The organism is Streptomyces ovatisporus, assembly GCF_042653885.1.
Lineage (GTDB): Bacteria > Actinomycetota > Actinomycetes > Streptomycetales > Streptomycetaceae > Streptomyces > Streptomyces ovatisporus.
In genome coordinates, this window is record NZ_JBHSFH010000010.1 from 48,905 (window position 1) to 66,927 (window position 18,023).

Below are 18,023 nucleotides of genomic sequence, written 5' to 3' on the forward strand. Positions count from 1 at the left end.
AGGTGCCGGGTTCAGGTGCCGGGTTCAGGTGCCGGGAGCCCCGCCGACGGCCCCTTCCCCGTCCCGTCCACCCAGTTGCGCCGGCCGGCGCTGATGAGCAGGAGCTGACGGCACGCGGTACGGGCGACCGTCTCCTCGTCGGGCCCCTCGCCGAGTGCCGCGTCCAGGAACGCGGACGCCGTCATCACGACGTGGTCGACGTACAGCTGCCCCAGCATCCGGATGTCCTCCGCGCTCCACCCGGCCGATACGTCGTCGGCTGCCAGCGCCTGGGCGACCTCGTCGGCGAACCGGTCCAGCTCGCGGCCTATCGCGGCCCGCACGGCCGGTACGCCGCCGTGCCGTTCGCGTGCGACGAAGCGTACGTGCGTGGGGTGTTCGCGCACGTAGCGGGCGATGGCGCCGACGGTGCGCTCGATGCGCTCGACGTCGTCCCGGGGGCCTTCGAGGATCTCGCGGACGACGGAGTGCAGACTGCCGAGCGACTCGTCGACGAGGGCGACACCGAGGTCGCTCATGTCGCGGAAGTGCCGGTAGAAGGCCGCCGGCGCCATGCCCACGACGCGGGTGACCTCGCGCAGGCCGAGGCTGCTGAGGCTCTTGTTCTCCAGCAGTCGCAGGCCGGCGTCCAGCAGGGCACAGCGCGTTCTGGCCTTCTGGGTCTCGCGGGACGTCCGGGCGGAGGTGCTGGTGTGGCTCATGTCATTCAGTAAACAGGTGTTCGCGCACCTGTGCCAAGGTAGACTCAACTCAGTGAACAGTTGTCATCCCAACTGTTCACTGAGACCCGATCATTGGCCCCACACGCAGAAAGGCCAGAGATGATCTTCCTGGTTGCCGCGTTCCTCCTGCTGGGATTCCTGGTGGGCACCGCGGCACACATCCCGCTCCCGGCCACGTTCGCCGCGGCTGCGGCCATCGGTGCCTGGCTGCTGGTCTTCGCGGTCCGCGAGCGCAAGCATCACCGTCAAGGGAGCTGACTGAGACATGAACGCCGTGAACACCCTTGTCCGTCCCGGCCCATCGGACTCCGCCGACGACCACGACGTCCGCGACATCCATGAAGTCCGTGACGGCCGCCGGGAGTCCGCAACTGAGAACGCCGGAACGGCGGAAACGGGCGAGCAGACCCCTCCCGGCGGCAGCACGAGGCGCGCCACGGCGCGCCTGCGCGATGCCGACGGCATGGCCGTCGCCTCCTTCGTGATGGGCCTGGCCGGGCTGCTGGTCTTCAACGCCGTTCTCGGTCCCTGCGCCCTCGTACTCGGCTCTCTCGCGCTGCTGCGCGGTACGTCCCGCCGGGGCCGCGCGCTCCTGGGCCTCTCGCTCGGAGCCGCCGACCTGATCGTCCTGGCCGCGGTGACGGCCGCGGACCAGTCGTTCTCGTGGAGCCTCGGCGGCTGAGCGCCGGCCGGGGACCCCGCGGGGGAACCGCGCGGACGGACCGACCGGGGCGGTGGGCCTCTTCAACGGCCCACCGCCCCGGCGGCGTCCGCTGCCGGACGCCGCCGGACACCGTCCGGCGCCGCCGGGCCGGCCCGCGGTCGGGGAGTCACGGACCGCCGGTGCCGGACGGCTCGGCGAGGAGCAGCGCGAAGCGCCCTCCGTCATCCGTCCACCAGTGGCTCATCTCGAAGCCCGCACGGGCGAGTTCCGAACCGAGCACCTCACGCCGGAACTTGACGGCGATCTCCGTGAGCACCTCCTCCCCCTCCTCGAACTCCGCGCTCATCTCCAGCGCGGGAAGCGGCACCGTCTGCCCGCGGAGGGAGACCAGCCGCATCTCGACGCGCTCCTCCTCCGCGTTCCACACCGCGCGGTGCCGGAAGGCGTCCAGGTCGAAGGCGGCGCCGAGTTCACGGTTGAGGACCCGCAGCACGTTCTTGTTGAACTCGGCCGTCACGCCCTGCGCGTCGTCGTACGCGGGCACCAGCGTGCCGGGGTCCTTCACCAGGTCCACACCCATCAACAGGCTGTCTCCCGGGACGAGTTCCCTGCGCAGCCGCGCGTAGAAGGCCGGCCGTGCGTCACCGTCGAGATTGCCGAGCGTTCCACCGAGGAAGGCCACCAGGCGGGGGCCGCGCACTCCTGGCGGCATCCCCGGATCGGTCTCCAGGTCGGTCACGCACGCCGTGACCCTCAGATCCGGGTAGTCGCGGCACAGTGCCTCCCCCGCCGCGACGAGCGCGTCGGCACTGACGTCCAGGGCCGCATAGTGCTCCAGAGTGCCGTGCCTCAGAAGGCTGTCCAGCAGCAGCCGCGTCTTGCGCGACGAGCCGGAGCCCAGCTCGACGAGCGTACGTGCGCCGGTGGCTGCCGCGATGTCGTCGGCGCGTTCGAGGAGGATGCCGTGCTCCGCCCTCGTCGGGTAGTACTCGGGCAACCGGGTGATCTCTTCGAAGAGTTCGCTGCCGCGGGCGTCGTAGAACCACTTCGGCGGCAGGGACTTGGGACGCCCCGTGAGCCCCTTGAGGACGTCGGTGTGGAGTGCGTCGTCGAAGTATCCGTCGGGGAGACGGCGGGTGAGTGCGAAGCGGCCCGTCATGCGATGGGGATCCTCTCGGAGGCGTGAACCAGCGGGACGGTACGGACGGTTGTGGCGGTCGCCACGAGCAGCGACTCCTCCGGGACCTCCTGCCATCCGGCCTCGGAGCCCGGATCGGGGCCGCGCTGCCGGACGTTGTCGCCGCGGTTGTCGCCACGGTCGTCGCCGCGGTCGTCGCCGGCGTCCGGTTCGGAGGCGACCCATACGCACTGCGGCCCCGTGCGGTACCACAGGGTGTCGCCGCGGCGGGTGGCGAGGATCGTGCTGCCGTCCGTGAGCAGGAAGTTGAGCCGTGCGTCGGGACGTATGCGGGAGACGCGGACGGTGAGCGACGCGAGAGCCTCCTCGACCGGTTCACCGGCGTCCATGTGCCGGGTGAGGAGCGTCCACAGCAGCGCCGAGTCGCAGCGGGACTCCAGACCGAGCAGCCGGCCCGGGGGGACCCGCTCCCCCAGGTCGTCGAGGAGGTCCTCCCAGTCCCGCACGGCACCGTTGTGGCTGAACAGCCAGCGGCCGTGCGCGTAGGGGGCCGCCGCCGTCTCCTCCTGCGCCGTGCCTTCGGTGGCGTCGCGGACCGCGGCGAGCACGGCACCGCTGCGCACCGCCCGGGTCAGGTCCGGCAGGTTCGTGTCCGCCCACACGGGAACGGCGCGGCGGTAGCGGGCCGGCCTCCACTCGTCGCCGGGGGCCGCCGTCCCGTGCGGACCGGACGGGTCCGCAGCCGCATCGGCCGCCTGAGCCGTGTGCGGGTACCAACCGAGCCCGAAACCGTCGGCGTTGACGGTCCCGTACCTCTGGAGACGCGGCGCCCACGACTGCTCGTAGAGTCCCTTCGCCGGCCGGGTGACGACGTCCGCGAGCGGCAACGGCGGCCCCAGATAAGCCAGATGACGGCACATCAGCGCCCCCCGCTGGACCGGGCGGTCCGGAATCCCGCGAAGATCTGGCGGCGGACGGGCAGGTCCCAGTTGCGGAACGTCCCCCGGCAGGCGACCCGGTCGGTGCCGAAGGACCCGCCGCGCAGCACCTTGTACTCGCTGCCGAAGAAGACCTCGGAGTACTCGCGGTAGGGGAAGGCTTCGAACCCCGGATAGCCGGTGAAGTCCGAGGAGGTCCACTCCCAGACGTCTCCGATGAGCTGCCGCGCTCCGCACGGCGCCGCTCCGGCCGGGTAGGCGCCCGCGGGTGCCGGACGCAGATGCCGCTGCCCCAGGTTGGCGTGGCCGTCGCCGGGCTGCTCGTCGCCCCACGGGTAGCGGCGGGAGACGCCCGTGGCCGGGTCCCAGCGGGCGGCCTTCTCCCACTCGGCCTCCGTGGGCAGCCGCCGCCCCGCCCAGCGGGCGTACGCGTCGGCCTCGTACCAGCTCACGTGCAGCACGGGCTCGGCGGGCGGCACCCGCTCGGTGTAGCCGAACCGGCGCCTCGTCCACGTCCCGCCGTCCCGGTGCCAGAACAGCGGCGCACCGAGGTCCGCCTTCTGGACGTACGCCCATCCCGCTGGGTGCCACCAGCGTGCGTCGCGGTAGCCGCCGTCCTCGATGAAGCGCTGGTACGCGCCGTTGGTGACGGGCACGGCGTCCAGGTCGAAGGGCGGAACGTCGACGGTGTGCGCGGGACGCTCGTTGTCCAGCGCCCAGGGCTCCGTGCTGGTGCCCATCGTGAACGGTCCGCCCGGCACGTGGACTTCGCCGTGGTCCTCGTCCCGTGCCCGGGACGTCGGGGCGGGCGGGTCCGGGGCGTCGAGCACGGCGGGTCCCCGGCGCAGCTGGTGCGTGGCCAGCATCGTCTCGTCGTGCTGCTGCTCGTGCTGGGCCACCATGCCGAAGACGAAGCCGTTCTCGAGGAGCGGGTCCGAACCCCCGTCCGCGGGCGCGGCGGCCAGCGACTCACGTGCCCGTTCGCGTACTTCGGCGATGTAGGCGCGTGCCTCGTCGGGGCTGAGCATGGGCAGCCCCGGCCGGTCCGCCCGCGGGGTCAGGAACGCGTCGTAGACGGAGTCCAGGTCGGGGCGGACACCGGGACCGCCGCCTGCCGCCCGTACCAGCCAGATGTCCTCCTGGTTGCCTACGTGGGCCAGGTCCCAGGCGAGTGGTGACATCAACTTCGAGTGCTGCGCGGTCAGTTCACCCTCGTCGAGACAGTCCGTGAGCGCCAGGGTCCGGCGCCTGGCCCGCTCCAGAGCCTCGTACGCACGCTCACGTCCGTCCCCGTTCGGTGCGCCTCCGGGGTCCGGTGAGGTGGTGCCGGCGTGAGATCGTGCGGTGGCCGGCGCGGCCGCGTGCTCGGACATCTTCCTTCTCCTTTCCGTGTGTACGGCACGAACAGCGGTGCGCTGCACGGGAGGTCGTCACCCGCGCAGCTTCTCCAGCTGGTCGTGCGCAGGGCAGCGTCCGCGCTCGGAGTAGCGCTCGGCGAACTCGAGGACCGAGTGGTGCACCAGGCTGCCGGGATCGATCCGGGCGAGGGCGGACTCGGCCGCTGCGACGCACTTGCGCACCGCAGGGCCCAGCAGCGGGTCGGCGGGTCCGTCGCGTGCGGCGCGCTCCCACAGGGCGTCGTCGCCCTCCAGCGCCTCGGTGGCGTCCCAGGCGGACTCGGCCGCCCGCACGTCGTCGAGGAGCGTCGCGGCCACCGCCGTCGCCGCGATCCAGCCGTCGCCGCACTGCGCGTCGATCATGCGCAGCTCCAGCCAGCCGCGCGGGCGGACGGGCGGGAAGAGGGTGCCCAGGTGGTAGTCGAGGTCCGCGCGGGTCGGCCGCCGTTCACGGTGCGCGCCGCGCAGCCAGGAGCGGAAGGAGAGCCGGGGCGGTGCCGTCCAGTCGGCGGGCGGTTCGCGGCGCAGACAGAGCAGTTCGGCGTCCAGCGCGTAGCGGGCCCATCCCTCGCGGGGGTCGGTGTGCGCCCGGGGCGGGCTGGTACGGCCGGGGTCGGCGCGGGCCCAGACGCTCTGGCGCGTGGAGAGCCAGCCTGTGGGACGGGAGCGCCACAGCGGGGAGTTGGCGAAGGCTGCCACCAGCACGGGGCCGAGCCGGTGGGCGAGCCGCCAGCGGTGCCGGTAGCCGGTCGGTCCTTCGGTGTCGTCACCGGCGTCGAGGCTGACCTGCACGGCGGCGGTGGCCCGCATCATCATCCGGCCCCACGGGCCGGTGCGGTCGAAGTGCGCCTCCATGGCGCGGTAGCGGGGGTCCTCCACGACGCGCGGCGGGCTCAGATACGGGTCGAGGCCGCGCCCGTAGAGGAGTGCGCCGGTCTCTGCGACGCTCTTGCGCAGCACTGTCAGGTCGGCTGCCGTGGTGGCGATGCATTCGGCGAGGGTCTCGCCCGGAGGTGAGCTGACCTCCAGCTGTCCGCCGGGTTCCCTGGTGAGCCTGCTGCCACCGGGCAGGCCGCGGGTCCACAGCGGTGCCAGTGCCTCTGCCATCCGTTCGGGTGGCACGGCGCGGGCCGGGGCGGAGCGGTCCCGGACCAGCCATTCCAGTTCCACCCCGACGCGGCGCGGGGGCCCCGTCTTGAAACAGATGCCGCCCACGTACGCGGCTGCCTCGTCCTCGTTCAGCACGGCATCCATGGCTTCCGCCGCCTCCCGTCCACGTCGGAGGGCCTCCGGGACCACCCGGCCCTGAGAAGTCCGAGACTGCTGCCGTCCGCGGCGGCGCGCAAGACGGCGGCGTCGGCCAGAGTGAAGCGTGCTCCCCGCACCGGCCCCGGAGGACGGCGGCCGGACCTCGCCCGGCGCCGCCCGTCCACTCCTGTGCCCGTCCGTCCCCCCGGCCATGCCCACCCGTTTCCGTTTGCGCCGCCCGTACCGGTCAACTCGTCGCAGGGTGAAGGACATCGAGATCAGCAGACCCGAGAAGGTCCTCTTCCCGGACGACGGAATCACCAAGAGCGACCTGGCCCGCTACTACCGCCGCGTGGCCACCCGTGCCGTCCCCCGGCTGCGGGGCCGTCCGCTGATGATGGAACGTCATCCGGACGGCATCGGCGGCAAGCCGCTCATGCAGAAGAACGCGCCCGAGTACTTCCCCGACTGGGTGCACACCGCCGAACTGTCCAAGCAGGGCGGGACGGTCAGGCACGTCGTCTGCGACAACGCCGACACCCTCGTCTACCTCGCCGGGCAGGCGTCCGTCACCCAGCACCGCTGGCTGTCCAAGGCGGACCGGCCGCACGATCCCGACCTGCTCGTCTTCGACCTGGACCCCAGCGGCGACGCGGACTTCGAGGACGTGCGGTGGGCTGCGTCCTGCGTGGGCGGACTGCTGGAGGAGGTGGACCTTCCCACCCAGCTGATGACGACGGGTTCACGCGGGCTGCACGTGATCGCGGCGCTCGACCGCCGCGCGGACTTCGACGCCGTGCGGGACTTCGCACGGCGCGTCTCCCAGGTCCTCGTCGCCCGCCATCCGGACCGCCTCACGGACGAGCCGCGCAAGGCGAACCGCGGCGACCGCGTCTACCTCGACATCCAGCGCAACGCCTACGCGCAGACGGCCGTCGCCCCGTACGCGGTACGTGCCCGGGCCGGCGGCCCGGTCGCGATGCCGATCAGCTGGTCGGAGCTGAACGAGTCGGACCTCACGCCGGACCGGTGGAAGCTCGGCGACATGGAGGCGATCGAGAAGCGGCTGCGCGGCGAGGACCCGTGGGCGGGCGGCACCGCACGCGGCCGGTCCGTGCGCGCAGCGGACCGCAGGCTCTCCGTTCGCGCCCCCGAACTGCGCGGGCGCGCGGCGCGGTAGACGCCCGCTGCCCCCGCGGCCCGTGGGCGGGCGGCGCTCGCGGCACCGGACCCCGGCTGCGGTGCGTCCGCCGCAGCCGGACCGCCCGCCGGGCTCAGCCCCGGTACGCCTCCAGCAGCCGCAGCCACACCTCGCTGATGGTGGGGTACGCGGGAACCGCGTGCCACAGCCGCTCCAGCGGCACCTCGCCCGCCACGGCGACGGTCGCCGAGTGCAGCAGTTCGCCGACGCCCGCGCCCACGAAGGTGACCCCCACGACGACCCCCCGGTCGAGGTCGACGACCATCCGGGCCCGCCCGCGGTAGCCGTCGGCGTAGAGCGAGGCCCCGGCGACCTCCCCCAGCTCCACGTCGACGGCCCGTACCCGCAGTCCGCGCCGCTCGGCCTCGTCGGCCGTCAGTCCGACGGAGGTGGCCTCCGGATCGGAGAAGACGACCTGCGGGACCGCGTCGTGGTCCGCGGTGGCCGCGTGCGCGCCCCAGCGGTCGGTCTCCAGCAGCGGCACTCCCGCCGCACGCGCCGCGATGGCCGCACCGGCCACCCGCGCCTGGTACTTGCCCTGATGGGTCAGCAGGGCTCGCCCGTTGACGTCCCCGACGGCGTAGAGCCAGCCGCCGCGCACGCCCGTCACCCGGAGGGTGTCGTCCACGCTCAGCCAGCTCCCCGGTTCGCACCCGACGGTCTCCAGGCCGAAGTCGTCCGTGCGGGGCGCCCGTCCCGTCGCGAAGAGCACCTCGTCGCACTCCAGCCGGCCCCCGTCGGACAGCGAGAGCGTGAGGGGACGGTCCGCCGCCGGCCGGTTCAGCTCCTCGACCGAGACGCCCGTACGCACGGCGACGCCGGCTGCCGTGAGCGCCTCGGCGACCAGCTCGCCCGCGAAGGGTTCCATCCTGGGCAGCAGCCGCTCTCCCCGTACCAGCAGCGTCACTTCGGAGCCGAGGGCCTGCCAGGCGGTCGCCATCTCCACGCCGACCACTCCCCCGCCCACGACGGCCAGCCGTCCCGGAACCTCCTTCGCGGAGGTCGCATCGCGGCTCGTCCAGGGCCGTGCGTCCTCGATGCCCGGGATGCCCGGAAGGGCGGCACGGCTGCCGGTGCAGACGGCGACGGCGTGCCGCGCGGTGAGCGTCCGCGTCGTGCCGTCGTGGGTCTCGACGACGACGCGCCGGGGACCGTCCAGCCGTGCACGCCCGCGCAGCAGATCCAGCCCCACGGACTCCAGCCAGCCGACCTGGCCCTTGTCCTGCCAGTTGCCGGTGAAGCCGTCACGCCGTTCGAGCACCGCCGAGGCGTCGAGCGTCCCGCCGACCGCCTGGGCGGCGCCCGCGACACGGCGGGCGTCGGCCAGTGCGGTGACGGGGCGGAGCAGCGCTTTGCTCGGCATGCACGCCCAGTACGAGCATTCGCCACCGACCAGCTCGTTCTCCACGACGAGAGCGCTGAGCCCGCTCGCGTGCGCACGCTCGGCGACGTTCTCCCCCACCGGGCCCGCCCCGATCACGATGACGTCGTACTCGTCGGCTCCGGGACCCCCGGAGGGCACTTCGGAACGTGTCATGACGGCCTCCACTGGCTGGGTGCTGCGGTGCTGTGGTGCTGCCGGGTGCGCTGGGGAGGTGGACGTAAACGGCGGAAGGCACCGATGGAGGTCGCCCGGGAGCAGCCCCCCGCGCGCCAGGGGGGCTGCTCCCGGGCCGTCAGCTCGCCGGAGGGGGCACGATCACGACCGGGCAGTGCGCGTGGTGCAGGACCGCATGGGCGACGGGCCCCAGCTGCAGCCCGAGGCGGCGGCGCATGCTGCGGTGCACGGCGACAACCATCACGTCCGCCGAACGGCTCGCCTCGATCAGGGTGGCCGGCGGGCTGCCGCCCTTCTCGTCGGCGCTGACGGACACCGCGGGGTGCTCGGCGCTCAGCCGGGTCACCGCCCCCCGCACCAGCTCCGACGCGGCCTCGCGGGCCTGCTCGGCCTCCCGCGGCGGCAGTTGGAGCCTGCCGGGCATGCGCGGCAGGCTCCACGCGTGCAGTACGCGCAGGGACGCGTCGCGGCGGGCCGCCTCCTCGAAACCGAAGCGCACCGCGGGCTCGTCCGCCTCGGAGTTCAGCCCGACGAGCACGTGCCCCCGCTCGGCGCTCTCCTTCTCGCGGCTGTCGCCCACGACGAGCAGCGGCCCCCGGGTGTGCACGGCGACCCGCAGACTGACCGACCCGACGAGCAGCCCGGCGAAACCGCCGTGTCCTCGGGTGCCCACGACGGTCAGCGCGGCCGTGCGGCTCGCCGCCACGAGGGCGTCGGCGGGGAGCGACTCCGTATGCACCTTCGGGATGGTGCGCAGTCCCGGTACCCGCCGCTGTGCCCGCTGACCCGCCTGGTCCAGGACCACGGCGGCGGCGACGCGGATGCCTTCGAGGTCGCTCTCCGTCACAGGGACGCGGGATCGCCTGGGCCAGGTCGCCGAATACAGCATCTCCAGGGCGGTACCGCGCCGGTCCGCCTCCTCGGCTGCCATGTCGAGGGCACGCAGGGAAGATTCTGATCCGTCGACGCCGACGACCACACGGGCCTGATCGGCGGGGGCTGTGGAGCGGTCATTCATCTGGGGGCTCTCCCTCGGCTCGCTCGTCCGTACGTCCCAGTGTGCGCGATATGCCGGTGTCTCAGGTCTTCAACGGCAAACGCGGGAACGCAATTGAGCCCGGCCCGGCTCGCGGACCCGTTCGTCCGGTCTCGGGGGCCCTGTGACGACGAGCCCCCTCGGGGTGCGTTTCCGGTGCGCGGGAGACGGTCCGGTGCCCGGGGAACGAGCGACGCCCGCCGTTCACCCGGTTGCCTTTCCCGCTGCGCGAAAGCGCACTATTGCGGGCCCCTGCGTACGACCGCTGCGGCTGCTCCGCGGGGCATGTGGTCCGGCCGGCGGTCGCGCGGCGGTGCGGGCATCGCAGGCATCGCAGCCGTCGCAGGCGTACGAACGGCATCACCGGCGTCCGATGCCCGCCGATCTCACCGGGGCCGGGGTCCCGGGGGCACTCATTCACGCCGTCGGAGCGGGGCCGGGTCCCTCCGAAGCCCCTTCCCGGCCGGGCGTCAGCCGGCGCGGCGCTGGGCGGCAGTTCCGCGGTGCGAGTTGCGGGCGACCTCCCGCAGCCAGGCGGGACGGTCGGCGATCTCCAGGAGCAGCAGCAGCCGGGTCAACGGGTCGTCCCAGTCGCACTGTTCGAGCTCGGCGATCGCTGCGTCTTCGTCAACCGGCATGGAAGTAGCGGGTCGTTCGAATCCGTATGAGGTCACCGGCGCTCCAGGGTGAGGGACAGATCGAGCCGAACTCGCGTGCCACCAGGGCACGTTCGGGACTCAGGACCGCTGCGACGGTCATTCTTGTCCATCTGTACGTACCCCTGCAAGTACATCTGCAAGTACATCTGCAAGAACGTCGGGCTGTGAGACAGTGCTGCCCGGCACCCCCAGAACGTGAGCCAGACGCACTCGACGGAGAGGTACTCATGCACACCGACAACGGCATCCAGGCCAGCCGGCTGGACGTCACCTGGCGAAAGAGCAACCGGAGCAACCCCAACGGCAACTGCGTCGAGCTCGCAGGCCTTCCGGACGGGGGCGTGGCCGTACGGAACTCGCGCCACCCCTCCGGCCCGGCGCTGATCTACACGCCGGCGGAGATGGCCGCGTTCGTACAGGGCGCCAAGGACGGCGACTTCGACGACTTGCTCGCCGCGTCGGAGTGATCTGCGGCACGCGGGAGAACAGCCGCATGTGCCCGCTCCTCGACCGGGGAGCGCGTGCGACCCCGGCCGGAACGGGAACCGGCACGCCATTGGCAAATGGCGGGGGTATGTGCAACGAGCATGACTGTACGGCCAGTTCACCGAGTGGGACACTGGGCGCCGGACTCGTCACTCATGGGAGCAAGGACAGACCTGATGCCAGCTCAGCAGGAAGATGATTCGTCAGTGAGGCGGATCCTCGACCACCCGCGCGGTGGACCGACGATTCTGCGCATCGTGCTCGGAACGCAGCTGCGCAGGCTCCGCGAGCAGCGCGGCATCACCCGTGAGGCGGCCGGTGACGCCATCCGCGGCTCGCACGCCAAGATCAGCCGGCTGGAGCTGGGCCGGGTCGGATGCAAGGAGCGGGACGTCGCCGACCTGCTGTCGCTGTACGGGGTCACCGACGCGGAGGAGCGCGAGGAGTACCTGGTTCTGGCGCGCCAGTCCGGCAACCCGGGCTGGTGGCAGAAGTACAGCGACGTCATGTCGCCGTGGTTCGACAGGCTGATCGGCCTGGAGGAAGCGGCGTCCGTGATCCGCATGTACGAGGTGCAGTTCATCCCGGGGCTGCTTCAGACGGAGGACTATGCCCGGGCAGTGATGCGCCTGGGCCACCCGCGTGCGTCGACCGAGGAGATCGAACGCCGCGTCGGGCTGCGGTCGGACCGGCAGGCGATCCTCACCGGACCGCACGGCCCCAAGCTGTGGGCGGTCGTCGACGAGGCCGCGCTGCAGCGTCCGCTGGGCGGGCCCGCGGTGATGAGGCAGCAGATCAAGCGGCTGCTGTGGGCGGCCGAACAGCCCAACATCACACTTCAGATCGCGCCGTTCGCCATCGGGGGTCTCGCCGCCGCCGGCGGGCCGGTGACCATACTCCGCTTCCAGGAGCCGGACCTGCCCGACATCGTCTACCTGGAACAGCTCACCTCCTCCCTCTACTTGGAGAAGCGAGAAGAGGTCGAGAACTACATGGTGGTCATGGACCGCCTGTGCGCGACGGCCGAACCGCCCGCCATGACGGTGGAGTTCCTCGAACGGCTGCTGAGCAGGCACGAGAAGCAGAGCGGCTGAACGACACCGCCCGCCTCGGCGCACCGCTGCCGCACACCCGGGTGGCCGGCCCCCGACGGGAGCCGGCCACCCGGTCGTCCGGTGTGCCGCGTCCGGAAGTCACGGCCTGCGGCCCGGGCGTCACGGCTTGCGCGCGACGCCCCCGAACTCGTACCACTCCTTCGTCGCCTGCTTCGGCCCGAGGTCGGAGTCCGGCCGCCAGTCGTTGATCTCGCCCAGGCCGGGCTCCAGCACCTCGAGCCCCTCGAAGTAGCGCTCGACCTCGTGCGCCTGACGCACCCGACCCCAGCGGTCGTGGGTGGTCTCCGCCATGAACTCCGTGACGAAATCCCGGGTTGCCTTGTCCTCGCTCACGAGCTGATTGATCACCAGGAAGCTCCCGGAGGGGAGCCTGTCGATGACGCGGCGCAGCACACCTGCCGGGTCGGAGGAGTCGGGGATGCAGTGCATCACCGAGACGAAGAGGGCGCCCACCGGCTGCGAGAGGTCGATCAGGCGTTTGACTTCGGGGTGGTCGAAGATGGCGTCGGTCTCCCGCAGGTCCGCCTGTATGACCGTCGTCCTCTCGTCCTCCTGGAGCAGCGCACGGCCGTGGGCGAGCACGATCGGATCGTTGTCGACGTAGACGGCGCGGGCCTCGGGGTCGACGCGCTGTGCGACCTGGTGGACGTTGTCCTGCGTGGGCAGACCTGAGCCGTGGTCGAGGAACTGCCGCACGCCGTAGTCCTGTGCCAGCGCACGGACGGCCCGCTGGAGGAAACGGCGGTTGTTGACGGCCAGCGGCCTGGTGCTCGGCACGACCTTGTCGAGTTCGGCCACGGCCTGCCGGTCGACCTCGTAGTTGTCCTTGCCGCCCAGGTAGTAGTCGTACATCCGCGCCACACTGGGGGTGTTGACGTCCACTCCCCGCCCCGCTGCGGCTTCCTCTTCGCGCATGCGTGCCTCACCGTTCTCCGCTGTGCACGCGTCCCGTTGCGTGCACGTCTCGTTACGGCGAAGCATCGCACGGTGACGAGACGTGCATCACCGCAACTGCCCGGTAGGGAAAGGAAATTCGCAAGAGCCTCGCCTGGTCTGCACAGCGGAGGCGAGGAAGGCCGCCCTCCGGGCGCGTCAGCGTACGGTGAGCCTCAACTCCGCCCAGACCACGCGCCCTTGCTGCTGCACGTCGGCCCGCACACCCCACCTCTCGGCGACGGCGCCGACGAGCTGCAGGCCCCGCCCGTCGACGTCCTCCGCCGCGGCCTGGCGGGGCGCGACCTCCGAACAGTCGCCGCCCTCGTCGCACACCTCTATGCGGAGCAGCTCCGAACACACCTGAAGCCGGCAGCGGATGCGGCAACTGTCGGTGTGCACCACGGCGTTGGTGAAGAACTCGGAGACCACCAGCTGCGCCGTGCGACCGAGGTCCTCGGGGACGCCCCAGCTGCACAGCTGGCCCCACACCCTCTCCCGCGCAGCCGCGACAGCAGTCGCGTGCGCCGGAAGCTCGAAGCCTTCCCGGCGCACGTCCACGACACTTCCGCCCCGTGCGGGTGGCGGCAGGGGTATGGCGGGACGGGAGAGAGCCACGGTGCGAGCCTTCCGTCAGCCTCTGGAGGCGGGGGGACGCAGAGGCAGCACGCCGGACGTCATGAGCTGGGTCACGTGCTCACTATGCTCCGCGCTTGTAACAGTTGGCAAGGGGCGATCTGCGAATTGCAGAATAGGCCGCGCACTGTGGCCGGTGCACAGAGTGCGTGGCACACTTCTAGCGCGACAAGTCCGTTGAAGGGGAGGCTTCGTGGCCGACGGCCGCACCGCGCCGACAGTGGGTCAGATGGTTCTCGGCCTGCGTCTGAGGGACCTCCGGGAGCGGGCCGACTGCTCCTTCGCCGAGGCCGCCGCCGCTCTGAGTGTCAACTCGACCACGGTCCGTCGCATGGAGAAGGCCGAGGTCGGCCTGAAGCCGCCGTACGTGGAGAAGCTCCTCAAGACCTACGGCGTCCCCGAGACGGAGATCTCCGCGTTCCTCTCCCTCGTGGACGAGGCCAACAGGGCCGGCTGGTGGCAGAGCTTCCGCGACGTGCTCCCCTCCTGGTTCAGCCTCTACGTGAGCCTGGAGGGCGAGGCCAGCCTCATCCGCTCCTACGAGCCCCACTGCGTACCGGGCCTGCTGCAGACGCAGCAGTACGCGCGGGCCCTGCTGAGCACCGGCTTCCCCAACGCGAGCGAGGAGGAACTGAGCCGCCGCGTCGCTCTGCGCATGCAGCGGCAGGAGCTGCTGCGCAGGCCCGACGGACCTCGCCTGTGGGTGGTGCTGGAGGAGCAGGTGGTACGCCGCCACGTCGGCACACCCGACGTCATGCGCGGCCAGATCGACCGGCTCGTCGAAGCCACGGCCATGCCGAACGTGACGGTGCAGGTCATACCGTTCACCGCCGGCCCCCACCCGGCCATGTTCGGGCCGTTCCAGCTCTTCCGCTTCGACATCGCCGAGCTGCCCGACATCGTCTACATCGAGAGCCTGAGCGGCGCCGTCTACCACGATCAGCGTCCGGACACCGCCGTCTACCTGGAGGCACTGGACCGTATGGGCGCACAGGCCGCCCCCGCAACGCGCACCGAGCGTCTTCTCGGTGAGATCCGCAAGGAGTTCTGACAGATGGGTCGCAACCGATGAGCCGCATCTACAACGGCATGCCCGCCAGCGAACTCGGCGGCGAAGGCTGGCACAAGCCCTGGAGCGGCCCGAACGGGGGCAACTGCCTGGAGGTGATGCAGCTCGCCGACGGCCGCGTCGCCCTGCGGCAGTCCACGGACCCGGACGGGCCGGCGCTGATCTACGCCCCGGACGAGATCGACACGTTCATACGAGGCGCGAAGCGCGGTGAGGCCGACTTTCTGCTCTCGTGACCCCGGGAGAACCGGGAGCGACCGGAACCGGAACGGAGACACCGTTGGCTGGACAGGGTCAGGCACCCCAGATCGAGACCGACAGAGCGCACCCCGCCCGGATGTACGACTACTACCTGGGCGGCCGCAACCACTTCGAGGCCGACGCCAGGGCGGCCGAGGCGGTCGCCGCCGCCATGCCGGTCGTATGGCCGGCCGCACGCGCCAACCGCGACTTCATGACGCGGGCCACGCGCTGGCTGGCGGGTGCCTGCGGCGTACGGCAGTTCCTCGACGTCGGCTCCGGCATCCCGACCGAGCCCAATCTGCACCAGGTCGCCCAGTCCGTGGCACCGGACGCGAAGGTCCTCTACAGCGACAGCGACCCGCTCGTACTCCGGCACGGCCGCGAGCTGCTGCGCGGGGCGCCCGAGAGCGGCACGGCGTACATCCACGCGGATGTCACCGACCCGGTGAGCATCCTGGACGCCCCCGAGCTGAGCGACACGATCGACCTGGGTCGCCCCGTCGCCCTCTCGGTGAACGCCGTCTTCCATTTCATCGGCGACGAGCACCGGCCCTGGGACATCGTCCGTACGCTGCTGGGCGCCTTGCCCGCGGGCAGCTACCTCGTGCTCACCCACACCACCGCGGACTTCGTCGACGCCGCACGGGCCGAGGGTGCCGCGGTCGCGCTCCAGACATACGCGGAGAGCGGCTCGCCGCTGCGCCCCCGCACGCGCAGTGAGGTGGCCCGCTTCTTCGACGGCCTGGAGCTGCTGGAGCCCGGCCTCGTCGTCCCCCACCGCTGGCGCCCCGGCCCGGAGACCCCGCGGTTCGGCGACACGGAGATCCCCGGCTACGTCGGCGTCGCCCGCAAACCCTGAGCACCTCCACGGCGTCCCGCGGCCGTCGTCGCCTCCGTCCCGCCACAGGACCGGCCGGCGGTCCGGCGTTGACAGGCACAGGCACACCGACGCACGATAAGCAAGCGCTTAGATAGGCTTCTGTCACGCCGCCGACCGGGATCGGACTCGCCATGGCCACACCCTCGCTCCTCCTCTCCCGCCGCGACCTGGACTTCCTGCTCTACGAGTGGCTCGACGCGGAGGAGCTGACCCGCAGGCCACGCTTCGCGGAGCACTCCCGTGAGACGTTCGACGCCGTGCTCGACCTCAGCGAGCAGATCGCCACCCGCCACTTCGCCCCGCACAACAAGAAGAACGACCGGGAGGAGCCGCGCTTCGACGGCGAGCGCGTGCACACCGTCCCGGAGGCCAAGGAGGCGCTGGACGCCTTCACCAAGGCCGACCTGCTGGCCGCGCCCATGGACGAGGAGCTCGGCGGCATGCAGCTGCCGCAGCTGCTGACCACCGCATGCTTCAGCTGGTTCCAGGCAGCCAACGTCGGCACCTCGTCGTACGTCTTCCTCACCCTCGGGAACGCCCGGCTGCTGTGCGCCCACGGCACGTCGGAGCAGATCGACACCTACGTACGCCCGATGCTCGCCGGGCGCTTCTTCGGCACCATGTGCCTCTCCGAGCCGCAGGCAGGCTCCTCCCTCGCCGACGTCGCCACCCGGGCGGAGGTCCAGCCGGACGGCACCTACCGGCTGTTCGGGAGCAAGATGTGGATCTCGGCCGGTGACCACGAACTCGCGGAGAACATCGTCCACTTGGTGCTGGCCCGGATCCCCGGTGGCCCGCCGGGCGTCAAGGGCCTCTCGCTGTTCGTCGTGCCGAAGCACCTGGTCGGCCCGGACGGCGCCGTCGGCGAACGCAACGACGTCGTGACGGCGGGGCTCAACCACAAGATGGGCTACCGCGGTACGACCAACGCCCTGCTCAACTTCGGGGAGGGGGCGCACAGTCCGGGCGGCCGGGCGGGTGCCGTCGGCCACCTCGTCGGCGAAGCGCACCGCGGGCTGGCGTACATGTTCCACATGATGAACGGCGCGCGCATCGGCGTCGGCGCGGGAGCGATGGCCCTGGGCTACACCGGATACCTCAAGTCGCTGGAGTACGCCCGCGAGCGCCCCCAGGGACGTCCGGTCGCGGCCAAGGACGCCACGGCACCGCAGGTCCCCATCATCGAACACGCCGACGTGCGGCGGATGTTGCTCGCGCAGAAGTCGTACGTCGAGGGCGCGCTCGCACTGCTGCTGTACTGCTCACGGCTCGTCGACGAGCAGCAGACGGCGGAGCGGGAGGAGGAGCGGGCACACGCACGGCTGCTGCTGGACGTCCTGACCCCCGTCGCCAAGAGCTGGCCCTCGCAGTGGTGTCTGGAGGCCAACAGCCTCGCCATCCAGGTGCACGGCGGCTACGGGTACACCCGTGAGTACGACGTCGAGCAGCACTACCGGGACAACCGTCTCAACCCCATCCACGAGGGCACACACGGCATCCAGGCACTCGACCTGCTGGGCCGCAAGGCCGTCATGGACGGCGGAGCGGGGCTCGTCGCACTCGGCGAGACGATCGGCGCGACGGTCGAGCGGGCGCTGGCCTCGGGTGGTGAGGCGGCTGAACTCGCCACCGCTCTGCGGGAGTCGTGGGAGCGGGCCGCGAAGGTGACGGCGCGACTGTGGGGCACGGGCGACCCGGCCGTCGCCCTGGCCAACGCCACCGTCTATCTGGAGGCGGTGGGCCACACCGTCGTCGCGTGGATATGGCTCGGCCAGTACCTGGCCGCACAGGGCCACGACGACGCGTTCCGCAAGGGCAAGCGCCAGGCGGCGCGCTACTTCTTCCGTCACGAACTGCCCCGCACCGGCCCTCAGTTCGACCTGCTCGAATCGCTCGACACCATCACTCTGGAGACCGAGCCGGACTGGTTCTGAACCCGGTCGGGCCCGCCGCCTCCCGCGCCGGACCCCGGCACCTCCGCCGCACAGGGGTGCCGGGGTCCGTCGTCCGGTCGGGCGGGGCCCAGGGTGCGTCGTTTGGATCTTCGTGGGTCGGCGAGCGGCGTCCGGTGCGTCCAGATGCCAGGCGGAGGATCGCCCT

General features: G+C 71.8%; 19 protein-coding genes. 9 read left to right on the forward strand and 10 right to left on the reverse strand.

The features are described 5' to 3' along the window. Positions 1-11 precede the first annotated feature (11 nt). A complete protein-coding gene (locus tag ACFPA8_RS17950) occupies positions 12-701 on the reverse strand; it encodes a TetR family transcriptional regulator (protein WP_386449667.1) in 690 nt (229 codons plus the stop codon). Between the two features lie 120 nt (positions 702-821). Here ACFPA8_RS17950 and ACFPA8_RS17955 point away from each other — a divergent pair, with 120 nt between their 5' ends. Continuing rightward, complete coding sequence (locus ACFPA8_RS17955; protein WP_386449669.1) at positions 822-980, forward strand: hypothetical protein; 159 nt, start codon at positions 822-824, stop codon at positions 978-980. A 7-nt stretch (positions 981-987) separates the two neighbouring features. Further along, entirely contained in the window at positions 988-1,404 is a 417-nt protein-coding gene (locus tag ACFPA8_RS17960) for a DUF4190 domain-containing protein (RefSeq protein WP_386449670.1), read from the forward strand. Positions 1,405-1,552: 148 nt separating this feature from the next. On the opposite strand, the gene egtD is transcribed toward ACFPA8_RS17960, so the two are convergent. Genes egtD through egtA form a run of 4 tightly spaced genes read right to left on the reverse strand, consistent with a single transcriptional unit; the run spans position 1,553 to position 6,113 of the window. Further along, positions 1,553-2,545 (reverse strand): L-histidine N(alpha)-methyltransferase, encoded by a 993-nt coding sequence (gene egtD / locus ACFPA8_RS17965; RefSeq protein WP_386449672.1) that lies wholly within the window; start codon positions 2,543-2,545, stop codon positions 1,553-1,555. After that, positions 2,542-3,444: a class II glutamine amidotransferase gene (locus ACFPA8_RS17970; protein WP_386449674.1), complete on the reverse strand. Its 903-nt coding sequence runs from the start codon at positions 3,442-3,444 to the stop codon at positions 2,542-2,544. Before ACFPA8_RS17970 ends, egtD begins: the two co-directional genes overlap by 4 nt. Further along, entirely contained in the window at positions 3,444-4,835 is a 1,392-nt protein-coding gene (gene egtB, locus ACFPA8_RS17975) for an ergothioneine biosynthesis protein EgtB (RefSeq protein ID WP_386449676.1), read from the reverse strand. The genes ACFPA8_RS17970 and egtB overlap by 1 nt, the downstream gene beginning before the upstream one ends. A gap of 57 nt (positions 4,836-4,892) precedes the next feature. Further along, the gene (gene egtA, locus ACFPA8_RS17980; RefSeq protein ID WP_386449678.1) at positions 4,893-6,113 is read right to left on the reverse strand and encodes an ergothioneine biosynthesis glutamate--cysteine ligase EgtA; all 1,221 of its coding nucleotides are present in this window, start codon (positions 6,111-6,113) and stop codon (positions 4,893-4,895) included. Positions 6,114-6,318: 205 nt separating this feature from the next. Here egtA and ligD point away from each other — a divergent pair, with 205 nt between their 5' ends. Further along, positions 6,319-7,287 carry a non-homologous end-joining DNA ligase gene (ligD, locus tag ACFPA8_RS17985; RefSeq protein WP_386449680.1) on the forward strand — a complete coding sequence of 323 codons (969 nt, stop codon included), beginning with the start codon at positions 6,319-6,321 and terminating at the stop codon, positions 7,285-7,287. A gap of 94 nt (positions 7,288-7,381) precedes the next feature. Here the strand turns inward: ligD and ACFPA8_RS17990 are convergent, their stop codons facing one another. The 3 genes from ACFPA8_RS17990 to ACFPA8_RS18000 form a co-directional block, all read right to left on the reverse strand. After that, positions 7,382-8,845 carry a dihydrolipoyl dehydrogenase family protein gene (locus ACFPA8_RS17990; RefSeq protein ID WP_386449682.1) on the reverse strand — a complete coding sequence of 488 codons (1,464 nt, stop codon included), beginning with the start codon at positions 8,843-8,845 and terminating at the stop codon, positions 7,382-7,384. 139 nt (positions 8,846-8,984) lie between these two features. Next, entirely contained in the window at positions 8,985-9,884 is a 900-nt protein-coding gene (locus ACFPA8_RS17995) for a universal stress protein (protein WP_386449684.1), read from the reverse strand. Between the two features lie 488 nt (positions 9,885-10,372). Beyond that, positions 10,373-10,540, reverse strand: coding sequence for a hypothetical protein (locus ACFPA8_RS18000; RefSeq protein WP_386449686.1), 168 nt, complete (start codon positions 10,538-10,540; stop codon positions 10,373-10,375). Positions 10,541-10,788: 248 nt separating this feature from the next. Here ACFPA8_RS18000 and ACFPA8_RS18005 point away from each other — a divergent pair, with 248 nt between their 5' ends. Both ACFPA8_RS18005 and ACFPA8_RS18010 read left to right on the forward strand, forming a co-directional pair. Next, positions 10,789-11,028, forward strand: coding sequence for a DUF397 domain-containing protein (locus tag ACFPA8_RS18005; RefSeq protein WP_386449688.1), 240 nt, complete (start codon positions 10,789-10,791; stop codon positions 11,026-11,028). Between the two features lie 195 nt (positions 11,029-11,223). Beyond that, positions 11,224-12,141, forward strand: coding sequence for a helix-turn-helix domain-containing protein (locus tag ACFPA8_RS18010; RefSeq protein ID WP_386449690.1), 918 nt, complete (start codon positions 11,224-11,226; stop codon positions 12,139-12,141). Positions 12,142-12,261: 120 nt separating this feature from the next. On the opposite strand, the gene ACFPA8_RS18015 is transcribed toward ACFPA8_RS18010, so the two are convergent. Together ACFPA8_RS18015 and ACFPA8_RS18020 are read right to left on the reverse strand one after the other, a co-directional pair. Beyond that, positions 12,262-13,077, reverse strand: coding sequence for an SAM-dependent methyltransferase (locus ACFPA8_RS18015; protein ID WP_386449692.1), 816 nt, complete (start codon positions 13,075-13,077; stop codon positions 12,262-12,264). A 177-nt stretch (positions 13,078-13,254) separates the two neighbouring features. Then, on the reverse strand, positions 13,255-13,713 hold the full coding sequence (locus ACFPA8_RS18020) for an ATP-binding protein (protein WP_386449694.1): 459 nt from the start codon (positions 13,711-13,713) through the stop codon (positions 13,255-13,257). A gap of 247 nt (positions 13,714-13,960) precedes the next feature. On the opposite strand from ACFPA8_RS18020, the gene ACFPA8_RS18025 reads away from it, so the two are divergent. The 4 genes from ACFPA8_RS18025 (at position 13,961) to ACFPA8_RS18040 (ending at position 17,857) form a co-directional block, all read left to right on the forward strand. After that, complete coding sequence (locus ACFPA8_RS18025; protein WP_386450433.1) at positions 13,961-14,782, forward strand: helix-turn-helix domain-containing protein; 822 nt, start codon at positions 13,961-13,963, stop codon at positions 14,780-14,782. 17 nt (positions 14,783-14,799) lie between these two features. After that, positions 14,800-15,036, forward strand: a complete 237-nt coding sequence (locus ACFPA8_RS18030) for a DUF397 domain-containing protein (protein ID WP_386449696.1) — start codon at positions 14,800-14,802, stop codon at positions 15,034-15,036. Between the two features lie 44 nt (positions 15,037-15,080). Next, positions 15,081-15,902 (forward strand): SAM-dependent methyltransferase, encoded by an 822-nt coding sequence (locus ACFPA8_RS18035; protein WP_386449698.1) that lies wholly within the window; start codon positions 15,081-15,083, stop codon positions 15,900-15,902. A 152-nt stretch (positions 15,903-16,054) separates the two neighbouring features. Then, positions 16,055-17,857, forward strand: a complete 1,803-nt coding sequence (locus tag ACFPA8_RS18040) for an acyl-CoA dehydrogenase (RefSeq protein ID WP_386449700.1) — start codon at positions 16,055-16,057, stop codon at positions 17,855-17,857. The last annotated feature ends 166 nt before the right edge of the window (positions 17,858-18,023 follow it).